Origin of the sequence: Oricola indica (assembly GCF_965227485.1) — a bacterium.
GTDB lineage: Bacteria > Pseudomonadota > Alphaproteobacteria > Rhizobiales > Rhizobiaceae > Oricola > Oricola indica.
On sequence record NZ_OZ245747.1, the window covers coordinates 408,550 to 422,746 of the forward strand.

Below are 14,197 nucleotides of genomic sequence, written 5' to 3' on the forward strand. Positions count from 1 at the left end.
TCGCCTACATCGGAACCGTATGGCGCTGGTAGATCTCGAGGATGTCGTCCAGCACGGCGTCGTCGAGCTCGACATCGACCGCGCCGATATTGGTCTTCAACTGCTCCATCGACGTCGCGCCGATGATCGCAGCGGTCATGAAGGGGCGCGACAGGCAGAAGGCCAGCGCCATCTGGGCCGGATCGAGCCCGTGCCTGTCGGCAACCGCCAGATAGGCTTCCAACGCCGGTTTCGATCGCTCCTGGTAGCGGCCGTTGAGGTCCGGCTGCATCGAAAGCCGAGTACCCTCCGGAACCTCGCCTGTCCGGTACTTTCCCGACAACAGGCCGGCGGCCAGCGGCGAAAAGGCGAGAAGACCGACATCCTCATGGGCGGCGACTTCCGCGAGATCCGTGTCGAACAGCCGATGCAAGAGCGAGTATTCGTTCTGGATCGACTGAATGCGCGGAAAGCCCTTCTGCTCCGACAGTTTCAAGTACTGCATCGTGCCCCAGGCCGTCTCGTTGGACAGGCCGACATGGCGCACCTTGCCTTCCTTCACCAGCGCATCGAGTTCGCCCATCACTTCGGCGATGACGTCGAGCGTCTGCTGCCGGTCGTGATCCTCGGGTTTCCAGAACCAGGACTTGCGGAAATGGTAGGTCTGGCGGTCCGGCCAATGCACTTGATAGAGATCGATATAGTCTGTTTGCAGGCGTTTGAGAGAACGCTCGCACGCGTGCCGGACCTTGGCGGCGGAAAGGTTCGCGCCATCGTCGATCCAGGCCCGGCCACCACCGGCAACCTTCGAGGCGAGAACGATGTCGTCGCGCTTGCCGCGCCCGGCAAACCAGGTACCGATGATCGATTCCGTGTCGCCGACAGTATCAGCGGAAGCCGGCGTCGTCGGATAGAGTTCGGCCGTGTCGAAGAAATTGACGCCTTCGCCGACGGCGTAATCCATTTGCCGGTGCCCTTCGGCCTCGGTGTTCTGCGATCCCCATGTCATTGTGCCGAGGCAAATCGCGCTCACATCCAGGCCGGTTCGGCCGAGCTTGCGGTACTTCATCGTGATGATCCGGATTGTTCGAAACAGAATGTCTTTCGCCGCCAGTCTACAGGGCACCGAAACCCGAGTGCAAGTCAGGCCGGCGCGGCGGACTTGCGGGCGAGATAGACAGTCTGGGTGAACTCCCGGTCGTGCCGGAGCGGGTTGGTGAACGTCACCGGCTCCGCGCGCGCCTCACCGAACACAGAGGCGAGCAATTCCGTGAAAGCACTGTCCGGCCGGTCGTCCGACCAGAGGCCCATGATCCCGCCGGGATGCAGGTGATCGGCCAGGCGAGCGAAGCCTTCCGGCGAATAGAAACTGCCCGAGCGGCGGTTCAGCAGGCGATCCGGTGCGTGATCGATATCGATGAGGATGGCGTGGAAAAGCCGTCCGGGCTTAGCGGGATCGAATCCTTTTCGAGACGACGCGAGAGCGAAGAAATCATCGCACACGAAGCGGCAGCGCGGATCGCCCGCGAGCGGCGGATCGAGCGGAATAAGCGTCCGCTCATGCCAATCGACGACCGGATCCAGCATCTCGACGACGATCAGAGAATCGACGCTATCGTGTTCGAGGACGGCCGCCGCCGTGTAGCCAAGGCCGAGTCCACCGACAACGACATCAAAGGACTCACCTTCCAGTTCGGCGAGACCGAGCCGCGCGAGGGCAACCTCGGACGCCGTGAACAGGCTTGACATGAGGTGTTCCTCGCCGAGCATGATCTCGAAGACATCCTCGCCAAGCGACAGGATATGGCGTCTGCGCAGGATTACCGGTCCGATGGGCGTCGGGCGATAGTCCAGTTCCTCGAAAAGTTTGCTCATTGAGAATGCGGTCTCCTGTCCGGCCGCACGTGCCGGCGGTTTGCGGTCTGTCGCGCTGGCTTCAGTCTTCGGCGATTCCCAGCGAGTCACGCCATTGTTTGAGGAAAAGCCGGCGCTTCATCTGATCGAGGCCGACCATCAGCGCCGGGCCCAGCGCTATGGGCCGGATCGTACGGCTCTCGCCGCCCGCCCTGCCAAGCTCCCGAAACAGATAGTCCGCGCCGTCGAGCGGGGAAAACAGCAACGCCTCCTCGTTGAGTATACGGCGCCCTTCCGGTCCCTGCGTGAATTCGAGGAACGCGCCCGCATCGGCCTTGTTGACGGCATTGTCAGGCACGTAGGCGGCACGGGTCAGCACCAGCGTATAGTCCGACGGGACGATGACAGCGAGTTCGGGCTTCTCGCGCGCCTCGGCCAGCGCATAGGAGCCGAGCACGTTGTAGCCGAGGGTCAGGCGGCCATCGGCTACGCGGTCGAGGATTTCCTGGGTGCAGCAATAGAGTTTCACCTCGTTGCGGCCCATACCCTCGATCAACCGGCCCCAGGTGGAGGAACGCTGATCGTCCAACGTAGCGAAGAGATAGCCGAGACCGGAGGATTCGATGTCGTAGGTGCCGATGCGACCCGTGAACCGATCAGGCTGACGCAGCAGGTCGAGCAGCGCGAAATGATCGACGGGCGCCTCCCACTCGGCCACAGCGCGCCGGTTGTAGACGATGACAGAAGGCTCGTAGGTCAATCCGAACAATTGATCGCGCCAGCGCGCGTAATCCGGCAGGAGCTGAAGCCCGGGACGGAGAACCGTCGACGCACAGCCGTCATTGACCAGCTTGACCTGAAGATCCATCGCCGAGGACAACACCACATCGTCCGCCGGCCGCTTGCCGGCACAGGCGTCCCGTGCCTCGGAGAAAAGCGCGTTGGTCGTGAGCTCGCGATAGCGGATGGCAACCGACGGATTGGACCGCTGATAGGCCTCGATGACCGGGCGGATGATGCCGATATCGGTGGTCGAGCCGACAACCAGCATACGCACCGGCGCGGCGGATGCCGGGAACTCGTAATCGTCGGCGCGAGCGGGCATGGCCGAAGCCAGCAGCACAACGGCAAGGGCTATCCAGCGGATCATGGGCGGCCTCCCGCAAGCGGCAAGGAGAGCGAAACCTCGAAACCGCCATTCTCGATGTCGCGCAGTGCGAGTTCACCACCATGCGATACGGCGACTTCGTGGGCGATGGCGAGCCCGAGACTTGCGCCCTTGGAGGATGCCGCGCGGTTGCGCCGGAACCGCGTTCCCGCGGATGCACGGTCTTCCTGCGCGATCCCGCCCCCATGGTCGATCACGCAAATAATGGCGCGCCCGCCTTCTGCCGCGACCCGGATGGCGACCGGCGGCTTGCCATGTTCGAGCGCATTGTTGGCGAGGTTCTTGACCGCCTCGCGCAGTGAAAACCGGTCGCCTGCGACTGTCACCGCCTCCTCCGGCAGGTCCAGCAAAGGCAGTTCCGCGGCCGCATCGGCAAAACGCCGCGTCTCCTGTTCGGCCTCGATCGCGATACGGCGAAGGTCAACACGCTCACGCGGCTCGGAATCGGTGCGATGGGTCACCATGGCATGGCTGAGCAACTGGTCGGCCAGGCGGCCGACGGCGATCGACCGGTCCAGGATGCGCTTGTTGATGCGGCGCAGCCGGTCGGGCGATTCCTCGCCCGCAGCCAGCTGCGCCTGGGCGCGAATGGCGGTGATGGGCGTGCGCAACTGGTGGGCGGCGTCGGCGACGAAGGACTGCACGGCGCTGACGCGACGGTCGAGCCGGCGGGTAAAGCGGTTGATCGCATCGACGACGGTCTCGATCTCGCGCGGCGTCTCGATCTCGAAGGGCGACAGGTCGTTCGGGTCGCGCGACAGCAACGCACGCTCGACGCGGATCAGCGGCGCCAGCGCGTAACGCACCGCGAACCATGCCAGCAGCACGATGGCGAGCGCAGCCGCGCCAACCAGTATCGCCGCCTTGGTAGCGATGTCGCGGGCAAGCGCGATGCGCTCCTGCACCGTGTGGGCGACGATCACGCGGACATTGCCGTTCATGCCGCGTTCGGCGATCTGGCGCGTGGTCATGACGGCGCGCACCGTCTCGCCGGAATAGTCCGTTTCATAGGCGGTCGCCGCCCGGGTCTCCGCCTCCTCGGGCAAAGGCAGGTCTGGATAGCCGGTCAGCGTTTCGCCATCCATTCCGACAACCCGGTAGAACACACGGTCGTTGCGCGCGAGAGACAGCAGTTCGAAGGCGGAGGATGGCAGATCCACCAGCACCTCGCCATCCGCGACGCTAATGCGTTCGGCTATCTGCAGTGACGCGCCGGTCAGAAGCCGGTCATAGGCTTCGTTGGCGGCCTGAACCCCGTAGTTCCACGCGGACCAGAGCGCGGCCGTGGCGGCCAGTAGCAGGATGAAGGTAACGGCCAGTGTGAGGCGCAGGGCGATGGAGGGGCGGCGGCGCGTGCGCAAAGCGGGGCCGCCATTGGTGACGTCAAGCATGGCGGGCAGGCCCGGCGACGAAGGCCTGGTAGCCGAGCCCGCGCAGGGTCCGTATTTCCAGCGAGGTCGAGGGGAGTTTCTTGCGCAGACGCGCGATATAGAGCTCCACCGCATTGAGGCCCACCTCGTCCTCGAGCCCGAAGAGGCGCGAATGCAGCTCCTCCTTGGCGATCACGCGTCCTCGTGAGGAGAGCAGGATTTCCAGAAGCGATTGTTCGCGGCGCGTCAGATCGCACGGCGTGCCGGAAACGGTTACGCGCCGCGTCGCGGTGTTGAAGCAGATGTCGCCCGCCTCCAGGATGGCATCGGTCTCGCCATGCCTGCGCCGCGCGACGGCGCGCAGGCGCGCTTCCAGTTCGCGAAAGTCGAAAGGCTTCACGAGATAGTCGTCCGCGCCGGCATCGAGCGCATCGACACGATCGTCGACGCCTAGCCGCGCGGTGAGCATCAAGACGGCGAGCGCTTCGCCGCGGGCACGGATTTCCTTGAGCAAATCGTAACCGGAGCCGTCCGGCAGATTGATATCGAGCACCATCAGGTCGAAGGGCTGTACGGCAAGGAACTGACGCGCGTCCGCGAGCGTGCGCGCCTTGTCGCAGACATGACCCTGCCGCGACAGGTTCTCGGCGATCGCATCGGAGACGTCCTCCGCGTCCTCGACAATAAGCAGGCGCATGCACTCCTCCCGCCGTGACAGGTCAGTGACAGCTTCATGCACTATTAGGACCGGCAGCCGCGGCGTGCAATGCCGCGGCGTCTTTGGAGGAGATACCATGAAGAAACTTATCGGCCTCGCGGCCGCGTTCACGCTTGCATCCTCGATCGCGGCCTTCGCTTTCGAGCCGTCCAACACCGAGTGCATTGCCCCGGCCAATCCGGGCGGCGGCTGGGACTTCACCTGCCGGCAGGTTGGCAAGACCATGCAGGACTTGAAGCTGGTTCCCGGCACCATGCAGGTGGTCAACCTTGCCGGCGGCGGTGGCGGCGTGGCCTATGCCGAAGTCGCCAACAAGCGCAATGACGAAAACAATCTGATTGTCGCTGCGTCCTCGGCGACTGCGACCCGCCTGGCGCAGGGCGCCTTTCCCGGCAACACGATGGACCAGATGCGCTGGATCGGCGCGGTCGGTGCCGACTACGGTATCATCGCGGTTGCAGCCGATTCCGAGGTCAAGACGCTTCCCGAATTGATGGACATGATCAAGAACGATCCGTCCTCGATCTCCGTGGCCGGCGGCTCTGCCGTGGGTGGCTGGGACCATCTGAAGGTTCTGCTCGCCGCAAACAAGGCCGGCATCGACGATGTCCGCACCATCAAATATGTCGCCTTTGACGGTGGCGGCGAGGCGGTCACGCAGTTGCTCGCCGGCTCGGTGCAGGCATTTACGGGTGATGCGTCCGAAGCCAAGGGCTTCGTCGATTCCGGCGACATCCGCGTGATCGCGGTTCTCGCGCCGGAGCGTCTGGAAGGCGATTTCGCGTCCTTCCCGACCGCAAAGGAACAGGGCATCGACGTGATCGGCGCCAACTGGCGCGGTTTCTATGCGCCGGGCGGCATGTCCGACGACGCCTATGCATTCTGGACCGACGCTGTGGCCAAGACCTATGCGTCCGACGAGTGGAAGCAGGCGATGGCGGCGAACGGCCTCGCACCGCTCGACATGACCGGCGCCGAGTTCGAAGCCTTCGTGAAGGAATCGATCGACAACATCAGCGACCTGTCGAAGCAGATCGGCCTGATCAAGTAAGCAAAGACTTACGGTTTGATACTGGCATCCGGCGCAACCGCCGGATGCCCTTTCGAGCCAGGCGAATTCATCCCAGGGGAGGGGAAGGCATGAGCGACCGCATATTCGGCGTGATCGGGCTTTTCTTGTCGGCGTTTTACGTCTGGCAGGCGACACTGATCCAGGAGAGCTTCATACAGGACCCGGTTGGCCCGAAGGCCTTTCCCGTCCTGATCGCCATCGTGCTGGCGGCAGCCAGTCTCGTCTTCGTCCTCAGGCCCGATCCGGCACCGCACTGGCCCGCCGCAGGCCGGCTGTTTGAAATCGCGGTGTCGACGGCGCTGATGATCGCCTATGCGCTGGCCCTGCCGGAAGCAGGCTTCGTCGCCTCAACGACCGTCGCCGCAGCCTTCCTTTCCTGGCGGCTCGGCGCGCATCCCATTGCCTCGATCGTTGCCGGACTCACTATCGCGATCGGTATCTATGTCGTTTTCCATCTCATTCTCGGCCTGTCGCTGGCGCGCGGGCCCTGGGGGTTCTAGACCATGGACGTTCTTTCCTCGCTCGGTGACGGTTTCGTCGTCGCCTTCACGCTTCAGAACCTTCTTCTTGCCCTGCTCGGTTGTTTCCTCGGCACGGTGATGGGCGCATTGCCGGGGCTCGGCCCTTCCAACGGCGTCGCCATCCTCATTCCACTCGCCTTCACGCTGGGTCTGCCCGCGACGCCGGCGCTTATTCTGCTGACCAGCGTCTATTACGGCGCGATGTATGGCGGGCGCATTTCGTCGATCCTGCTCAACATCCCCGGTGACGAGCCCGCGATGATGACCACGCTGGACGGCTATCCGATGGCGAAGAAGGGCATGGCCGGCGAGGCGCTCGCCCTGTCCGGCATCGCCTCCTTCGTCGGCTCCTTTTTCGCGACCTGGGGCCTCGTCGTGCTGGCGCCGCAGCTCGTCAAGGTGGCGCTGCTGTTCGGCCCGGCGGAGTATTTTGCCTTGTTCACGCTGGCCTTCGCAACGCTTGGCGGTATCGCCAGCCGCAACCAGGCCAAAGCCGCCTTTGCTGCGGCGCTGGGTCTCGGTATCGCAACGATCGGCGTCGATGGCCAGACGGGCGTGCCCCGCTTCGCCTTTGGCGAGGTCCATCTTTATGACGGGATCGATTTCCTCGTCGCGATCGTCGGGTTGTTCGCGGTCTCTGAGATCTTCGTCTTCCTCGAAAATCATCGTGGCAATGCCGACGCCGACGCCTCGAAGATGAAGATCGGACGTGTGACGCCGCCGCTTTCGATGCTCAAGAAAACCGCGGGCGCGATGAGCCGGTCGACGGTGATCGGCTTCATCGCCGGTGTGCTGCCCGGTGCGGGCGCTTCGCTGGGTTCATTTCTCGCCTATTCCCTGGAAAAGAAGGTCTCCGACAAGGACGGCACTTTCGGCAAGGGCGATCCGCGCGGCGTCGCTGCGCCGGAGGCCGGCAACAACGCCGCGGCCGGCGGCGCGCTTGTGCCGATGCTGGCGCTCGGCGTGCCCGGTTCCGGCACCACCGCGGTACTGCTCGCCATGCTGCTGGCGCTGAACATCACGCCGGGACCGCTGCTGTTCCAGCAGAACCCCGACGTGGTCTGGGGCCTGATCGCGGCGCTATTCATCGGCAATGTCATGCTGCTTTTGATGAACATCCCAATGGTGTCGCTGTTCGTGCGCGTACTGCTGATCCCGCCGAAATATCTGATGCCGGCGGTCGCGATGATCTCATTCGTCGGTATCTACGGCATTTCTGGATCGACATTCGACCTGATGGTCATGGTCGGGTTCGGCGTGCTGGGATGGGTCTTGCGCAAGCTCGACGTGCCGCTGGTACCGATTATTCTCGGCGTGCTGCTCGGCGACCAGATGGAGAAGAACCTGCGCCGCGCGATGACGATCTCGGACGGCGACTGGACGACGCTGTTCGCCTCACCGCTATCGATTGCGCTGTGGGCATTCGCCATTCTCGGCTTCGTCGCGCCGATCCTGTTCGGACGGTTCTTCAGGGTGAAAAGGCGCGAGGAAGACGTCGGCGATTGAGCTCCGCATCGTGTAATCCGTGAAAGCGCCCCGCCCGTAACCTATATGAGGTACGGGCGGAGCGTCGCATCGCTTCCCCTCTGGGTTGCATTGCGATAGGACTACAACCATGGATTCTCAACCAAAACCTTTCGTGCCGCCCCACCCGACGCCGCGCAACCGGCCGCCGACACGGCTCGAACTGATCCGGACATCGATGCGCAACCCGCTCGAGATCTGGGGCGAGCCGTCCTACACGCTGCCGCATATCTCGGTGAAGTTCCTCGCCGACCACGTTCTGATCGCGAACCACCCGGAACTGATCCGCCATATCCTCGTCGACAATGCGAAGAACTACCGCATGGCGCGTGTGCGCCAGCTGATCCTGCGGCCGATCCTGCGCGACGGGCTTTTGACCGCGGAAGGCGATGTATGGAGACGGTCGCGCAAGGCGATGGCACCGGTCTTCACACCGCGCCATATCCGCGGCTTCGCCGACATGATGAAGGCGCGCACCGAGACTTTCCTCGCGCGCTATCGTGAAACCGACGGCGCGGTTCACGATATCAGCGCCGAGATGACGGAACTGACCTTCGAGATCCTGTCCGATACGCTGTTTTCGAACGAAATCGCGACGGGCGGCGATGATTTTGCTGGCGATGTCGACCGGCTTCTGTCGACGATGGGTCAGGTGGACCCCCTCGACCTTCTCAAGGCGCCGGAATGGCTGCCGCGGTTCCAGCGCATGCGCGGCCGGAACGTGCTTGGGAAATTCCGCAAGATCGTGCGGGACACGATCGACCAGCGGCGTATGCGGATGCAGTCCGACCCGGACAGCGTGCCGGAGGATTTCGTCGCGCTGCTGCTCGAGGCCGAGGGCCCGGACGGTCTGTCGGCCGCGGAAATCGAGGACAATCTGATCACCTTCATCGGAGCGGGGCACGAGACGACCGCGCGAGCGCTCGGCTGGACGCTCTACTGCCTCGCCAATGCGCCGCAGGAACGCGCGCTGGTGGAAGAGGAAATCGCCAATTTGCTGGCGGAGGGACCGCCGCCGGTCGAATGGCTGGACCGGATGCCGAAGACGCGCGCCGCCTTCGAGGAAGCAATGCGGCTCTATCCGCCCGCGCCGTCTCTCAACCGGGAGCCGATCGAGAGCGAGACCTTCGTCATGAAGGACGGCACGCAGATCGAAATTCCGAAGGGCGCGACCGTCCTCGTCATGCCCTGGGTGCTGCATCGCCACCGCCTCCATTGGGACAATCCGAACGCCTTCGTGCCGTCGCGTTTCTGGCCGGAGAACCGCGACACGATCGACCGGTTCCAGTATCTGCCCTTCGGAGCGGGACCGCGCATCTGCATCGGCGCGACATTCGCGCTGCAGGAAGCGGTGATCGCGCTGGCCTTGCTGCTGAACGAATTCAGCTTCGAACCGACACCGGGCCTCAATCCCTGGCCGGTTCAGAAACTGACCGTGCAGCCCCAGAACGGACTGCCGATGCGGGTTGTGCGGCGGTAGGGCATTGCCCTTACTTCATGACATGCGTAATGCAGCGCATCCGAAACGATCCTTGCGCGCGATCCATTACAGATGACCCTCTCCCTCGGCATCGATACGGGCGGCACCTATACGGACGCCGTCATCCATGACGAGACGCGCGGCGTCATCGCGAAAGCAAAAGCGCTGACCACGCGGCACGACCTGTCCATCGGGCTCGGCGAGGCGATGGACGCCGTGCTGGGGGCGAGCGCTGTTGTGCCGCGCGATATCGGCCTCGTCTCGATCTCGACAACGCTCGCGACCAACGCGCTTGTCGAAGGCCAGGGCGGACGCATTGGGCTCGTCATGATCGGTTTTTCGGAAAGCGATCTCGACAAGGCCGGACTGCGCGAGGCGGTGTCCGGCGATCCCGTGATCTTCATCTCCGGCGGACATGATGCACATGGCCGTCAGGCCGCCGAGTTCGACCGCATGGCATTGGAAAATGCCATCGATGGCCTTGCCGGCGAGGTCTCCGCCTTTGCTGTCGCAGGCTATTTCGCCGTACGCAATCCGGAGCACGAGATCGCGGCGTGCGAAGCGATCCGGGCGCGCACCGGATTGCCGGTCACCGCGAGCCACGAACTCACCGCCAAGCTGGACGGACCGCGCCGCGCCCTGACCACCGTGCTCAATGCGCGGTTGATCTCGATGATCGACCGGCTGATCGATGCCGCCGAGGCACGGATGGCGGCATCGGGCCTCAGCGCACCGCTGATGGTGGTGCGCGGCGACGGCTCGCTGGTCTCGGCCGGTTTCGCGCGGTCGCGTCCGATCGAGACGATCCTGTCCGGGCCCGCGGCGAGCCTCGTCGGCGCAAATCACCTCGCGGGCGAAGACAATGCCATCGTTTCGGATATCGGCGGGACGACGACCGACATCGCGATCCTCGACGGAGGCCGGCCGCGCATCGATCCTCAGGGCGCGACGGTCGGGGGCTACCGGACCATGGTCGACGCGGTGGCGATGCGCACCTTCGGACTCGGTGGCGACAGTGAGGTCTCCATCGATGACGGCGCATTGAAACCCGCGATACGGCTCGGGCCGCGCCGGCTCGTGCCCTTGTCGCTTCTGGCGCATCAGCACGGTGCGGGCGTCGTCGCGGAACTCGACCGGCAGATGCGGGCGAGCTTCCCGGTACGCAACGAGGGCCGCTTCGCACTGCGCGCCGGCGTCCCCGACCGTCTGGCCGCCGGGTTGTCACGGTCAGAAGCCGATTTGTACTCGCGGCTGACCGACACGCCGCAGCCGCTCGACAGGCTGCTAAAGGCGACCGCCGAACTGGCAACGTTGAACCGGCTTTCCGCGCGCGGGCTGGTGTTGATCGCCGGCTTCACGCCGTCCGATGCCCAGCATGTGCTCGGCCGCTTCACACACTGGAACGGTGACGCGGCGCGGAAAGGCGCTTCGCTGTTCGCGCGCAGGAAGGATGGCTACGGCAACCCGCTCGCGCCCGACCCGGAAACGATCAGCGGAAGGGTCGTGGATCGGCTGATCCGGCTCTCGGCCGAGCGCGTGCTCGAAACGGCGCTTTGCGAGGATGGGCTGGATGGTGCGGCAACTGCCCTTTCGCCGCTCGCGCAGCGCGCGCTCGACCGCAAGCCTGGTATCGCGCAAATCGCGCTGACGCTCGACCGGCCCATAATCGGCCTCGGCGCGGGCGCCGGCGCCTGTTATCCCGGTGCGGGCAACCTGCTGGCGACACGGGCGATCATTCCAGACCATGCCGACGTGGCCAATGCCGTCGGCGCCGTCGTCGGGCAGGTGCGCGTTACCGTTTCTGCCGAGATCGTGCAGCCCGTCGAAGGCCGTTTCGAAATCGCCGGGCAGGCGGAAGCCGCCGGGCTCGCCTTCTCCGAGGCCGATGCCGCGCTGGATGCCGCCGAGCGCCTGTGCGGCGACATAGCTGCGGCCAAGGCACTGGAAGCCGGCGCGGGGGAGATCACGCTTTCGACCGCGCGCGACCTGAAGATGGCGGAGATCGAAGGACGTGATCAATTCGTCTCCGCATCGGTGACCGTAACAGCGGGCGGCCGGCCCGCGACCGCGCACTGACCGGACCGTTCGGGCTCCGGACGGCATTCGCCGAGTCATCCTTTCGCCGCGTTTAACCTGGCCCGCGCGGCCGCAGAAACGCAAAAGACAGACGCCATTATTTCGTTTTTGGAAATAAAGCTTGTCAGTTTGGTCAAGTTGACAGTCAATCGAACTCCGTGCTTTGCCGCAGGATCACTTGTTTTCCGGAGGAAATGGCATGGCCGCGACGCTCACGATTGACGGTCTGACGATCGACAAGGGTCTTTACGACTTCATCACCGACGAGGCGATGCCCGGCACGGGCGTCGAGGCCAAGGACTTCTGGCCCGCCTTTTCGGCGATCGTGCATGACCTTGCGCCAAAGAACCGCGACCTGCTGGCCAAGCGGGACGCGCTGCAGGAGAAGCTCGACGCCTGGTACCGCGACCACCGCGAGAGCGGCTACGAGATGCCGGAATACAAGGCGTTCCTGGAAGAGATCGGCTATCTGGTTCCGGAAGGCGAGCCCTTCTCAGTGACCACGGAGAATGTCGATCCCGAAATCGCCGAGATTGCCGGGCCGCAGCTCGTCGTGCCGATCATGAATGCGCGCTTCGCGCTCAACGCAGCGAATGCGCGCTGGGGGTCGCTTTACGACGCGCTCTACGGCACGGACGCGATGGGCGACCTGCCGCAGGGCGGCGGCTACGATCCGGAACGCGGCGCGCGGGTGATCGCGTGGGCGCGCAACTTCCTCAACGAGAACATACCGCTTTACACCGACTGGACCGATGTCCGCGGCTTCTCAATCGAGAACGGCGATTTGAAGCTGCAGATGGAAGACAGCACTAAGGCCGAGCTGAAGGACAAGGCGCAATTTGCCGGTTATCGCGGCAGCGCCGCCGCGCCCGACGCGGTCCTGCTCGTGAAGAACGGCCTGCATGTCGAGATCGTCATCGACGCCAACCATCCGATCGGCAAGACCGATACGGCGCATATCGCCGACCTCGTGCTCGAATCGGCGCTGACGACGATCATGGATTGCGAAGATTCCGTCGCCGCGGTCGATGCGGAAGACAAGACGCTGGTCTATCGCAACTGGCTCGGCCTGATGAAGGGCGATCTTGAAGAACGCTTCGAGAAGGGCGGGAAAACAATCACCCGCGCAATGAATCCGGACCGTGACTATGTCTCGCCGGCTGGCGAAGACTTCTCGCTCAAGGGCCGGTCGCTGATGCTGATCCGCAATGTCGGCCACCTGATGACGAACCCGGCGGCGACCGACCGGGACGGCCATGAAGTGCCGGAGGGCATCATGGACGCGATGATGACGGCGCTGATCGCGCTGCACGATGTCGGGCCGGACGGCCGCCACGCCAATTCGCCGGCGGGCTCGATGTATGTCGTCAAGCCGAAGATGCACGGACCGGAGGAAGTCGCCTTCGCGGTGGAGCTGTTCACGCGCGTCGAGGACGCCCTCGGCATGGCGCGCAACACGATCAAGATGGGCATCATGGACGAGGAGCGCCGCACGACGGTGAACCTCAAGGAGTGTATCCGCGCCGCCAAAGAGCGTGTCGTCTTCATCAATACCGGCTTCCTCGACCGCACCGGCGACGAGATCCACACGTCAATGGAACTCGGCCCGATGATCCGCAAGGGCGACATGAAGGCCGCCGTCTGGATCCAGGCCTACGAGAACTGGAATGTCGATATCGGCTTGGAATGCGGGCTTTCCGGCCATGCCCAGATCGGCAAGGGCATGTGGGCGATGCCGGACCTGATGAACGCGATGCTGGAGCAGAAGATCGGTCACCCCAAGGCCGGCGCCAATACGGCATGGGTGCCCTCACCGACAGCAGCGACGCTGCACGCGACGCATTACCATGCCGTCGACGTCAAGGAGGTGCAGGCCGAACTGCGGTCTCGCGGACGCGCTCGTCTCGACGACATCCTTTCCGTGCCGGTCGCCCGGCGGCCGAACTGGTCGGGCGAGGACATCCAGCGCGAACTCGACAACAATGCGCAGGGCATCCTCGGCTATGTGGTGCGCTGGGTCGACCAGGGCGTCGGCTGCTCCAAGGTGCCGGACATCAACGATGTCGGGCTGATGGAAGACCGCGCAACGCTGCGCATTTCCTCGCAGCACATGGCCAATTGGCTGGACCATGGTGTCGTGCTGGAGCACCAGATCACCGACACGATGAAGAAGATGGCGGAAGTCGTCGACCGGCAGAATGCGGGCGATCCCAACTACCAGCCGATGGCGCCGAATTTCGACGATTCGGTCGCCTTCCAGGCGGCGCTCGAGCTCGTTCTGGAAGGGCGCAAGCAGCCGTCAGGCTACACCGAGCCGATCCTCCACAGGCGCAGGCTCGAGCTCAAGGCGAAGCGGCGCGGCGCCTGAACCGCGCGGCTTGCCGCCCGCATGACGATCTGATTGATTTGCCGTCTCCGACATGAACCGGGACGGC

The 14,197-nt window shown here is 64.3% G+C and carries 11 protein-coding genes; 6 read left to right on the plus strand and 5 right to left on the minus strand.

What is annotated here, in order from left to right; genetic code table 11:
• Positions 1 to 4 precede the first annotated feature (4 nt).
• The 5 genes from ACQK2M_RS02165 to ACQK2M_RS02185 form a co-directional block, all read right to left on the minus strand.
• Positions 5 to 1,048 (minus strand): aldo/keto reductase, encoded by a 1,044-nt coding sequence (locus tag ACQK2M_RS02165; protein ID WP_425416429.1) that lies wholly within the window; start codon positions 1,046 to 1,048, stop codon positions 5 to 7.
• Positions 1,049 to 1,122: 74 nt separating this feature from the next.
• The gene (locus tag ACQK2M_RS02170) at positions 1,123 to 1,854 is read right to left on the minus strand and encodes a spermidine synthase (protein WP_425416430.1); all 732 of its coding nucleotides are present in this window, start codon (positions 1,852 to 1,854) and stop codon (positions 1,123 to 1,125) included.
• Positions 1,855 to 1,915: 61 nt separating this feature from the next.
• Complete coding sequence (locus ACQK2M_RS02175; RefSeq protein WP_425416431.1) at positions 1,916 to 2,983, minus strand: ABC transporter substrate-binding protein; 1,068 nt, start codon at positions 2,981 to 2,983, stop codon at positions 1,916 to 1,918.
• Entirely contained in the window at positions 2,980 to 4,392 is a 1,413-nt protein-coding gene (locus ACQK2M_RS02180; protein WP_425416432.1) for a sensor histidine kinase, read from the minus strand. The genes ACQK2M_RS02175 and ACQK2M_RS02180 overlap by 4 nt, the downstream gene beginning before the upstream one ends.
• A complete protein-coding gene (locus ACQK2M_RS02185; RefSeq protein WP_425416433.1) occupies positions 4,385 to 5,068 on the minus strand; it encodes a response regulator transcription factor in 684 nt (227 codons plus the stop codon). Before ACQK2M_RS02185 ends, ACQK2M_RS02180 begins: the two co-directional genes overlap by 8 nt.
• A 97-nt stretch (positions 5,069 to 5,165) precedes the next feature.
• Here ACQK2M_RS02185 and ACQK2M_RS02190 point away from each other — a divergent pair, with 97 nt between their 5' ends.
• The 6 genes from ACQK2M_RS02190 to ACQK2M_RS02215 all read left to right on the plus strand — a co-directional run bounded on the left by ACQK2M_RS02190 (position 5,166) and on the right by ACQK2M_RS02215 (position 14,130).
• Complete coding sequence (locus tag ACQK2M_RS02190) at positions 5,166 to 6,140, plus strand: Bug family tripartite tricarboxylate transporter substrate binding protein (RefSeq protein WP_425416434.1); 975 nt, start codon at positions 5,166 to 5,168, stop codon at positions 6,138 to 6,140.
• Between the two features lie 89 nt (positions 6,141 to 6,229).
• The gene (locus ACQK2M_RS02195) at positions 6,230 to 6,661 is read left to right on the plus strand and encodes a tripartite tricarboxylate transporter TctB family protein (protein WP_425416435.1); all 432 of its coding nucleotides are present in this window, start codon (positions 6,230 to 6,232) and stop codon (positions 6,659 to 6,661) included.
• A 3-nt stretch (positions 6,662 to 6,664) separates the two neighbouring features.
• Positions 6,665 to 8,188: a tripartite tricarboxylate transporter permease gene (locus ACQK2M_RS02200; RefSeq protein WP_425416436.1), complete on the plus strand. Its 1,524-nt coding sequence runs from the start codon at positions 6,665 to 6,667 to the stop codon at positions 8,186 to 8,188.
• Between the two features lie 109 nt (positions 8,189 to 8,297).
• Positions 8,298 to 9,686 carry a cytochrome P450 gene (locus ACQK2M_RS02205; RefSeq protein WP_425416437.1) on the plus strand — a complete coding sequence of 463 codons (1,389 nt, stop codon included), beginning with the start codon at positions 8,298 to 8,300 and terminating at the stop codon, positions 9,684 to 9,686.
• Between the two features lie 72 nt (positions 9,687 to 9,758).
• Complete coding sequence (locus tag ACQK2M_RS02210; RefSeq protein ID WP_425416438.1) at positions 9,759 to 11,762, plus strand: hydantoinase/oxoprolinase N-terminal domain-containing protein; 2,004 nt, start codon at positions 9,759 to 9,761, stop codon at positions 11,760 to 11,762.
• Between the two features lie 199 nt (positions 11,763 to 11,961).
• Positions 11,962 to 14,130, plus strand: a complete 2,169-nt coding sequence (locus ACQK2M_RS02215; RefSeq protein WP_425416439.1) for a malate synthase G — start codon at positions 11,962 to 11,964, stop codon at positions 14,128 to 14,130.
• The last annotated feature ends 67 nt before the right edge of the window (positions 14,131 to 14,197 follow it).

Bases quoted from the DNA above. Each gene is read 5' to 3' on its own strand.
- ACQK2M_RS02165 (WP_425416429.1), bottom strand. From the start codon at position 1,048: ATGAAGTACCGCAAGCTCGGCCGAACCGGCCTGGATGTGAGCGCGATT.
- ACQK2M_RS02170 (WP_425416430.1), bottom strand. From the start codon at position 1,854: ATGAGCAAACTTTTCGAGGAACTGGACTATCGCCCGACGCCCATCGGA.
- ACQK2M_RS02175 (WP_425416431.1), bottom strand. From the start codon at position 2,983: ATGATCCGCTGGATAGCCCTTGCCGTTGTGCTGCTGGCTTCGGCCATG.
- ACQK2M_RS02180 (WP_425416432.1), bottom strand. From the start codon at position 4,392: ATGCTTGACGTCACCAATGGCGGCCCCGCTTTGCGCACGCGCCGCCGC.
- ACQK2M_RS02185 (WP_425416433.1), bottom strand. From the start codon at position 5,068: ATGCGCCTGCTTATTGTCGAGGACGCGGAGGACGTCTCCGATGCGATC.
- ACQK2M_RS02190 (WP_425416434.1), top strand. From the start codon at position 5,166: ATGAAGAAACTTATCGGCCTCGCGGCCGCGTTCACGCTTGCATCCTCG.
- ACQK2M_RS02195 (WP_425416435.1), top strand. From the start codon at position 6,230: ATGAGCGACCGCATATTCGGCGTGATCGGGCTTTTCTTGTCGGCGTTT.
- ACQK2M_RS02200 (WP_425416436.1), top strand. From the start codon at position 6,665: ATGGACGTTCTTTCCTCGCTCGGTGACGGTTTCGTCGTCGCCTTCACG.
- ACQK2M_RS02205 (WP_425416437.1), top strand. From the start codon at position 8,298: ATGGATTCTCAACCAAAACCTTTCGTGCCGCCCCACCCGACGCCGCGC.
- ACQK2M_RS02210 (WP_425416438.1), top strand. From the start codon at position 9,759: ATGACCCTCTCCCTCGGCATCGATACGGGCGGCACCTATACGGACGCC.
- ACQK2M_RS02215 (WP_425416439.1), top strand. From the start codon at position 11,962: ATGGCCGCGACGCTCACGATTGACGGTCTGACGATCGACAAGGGTCTT.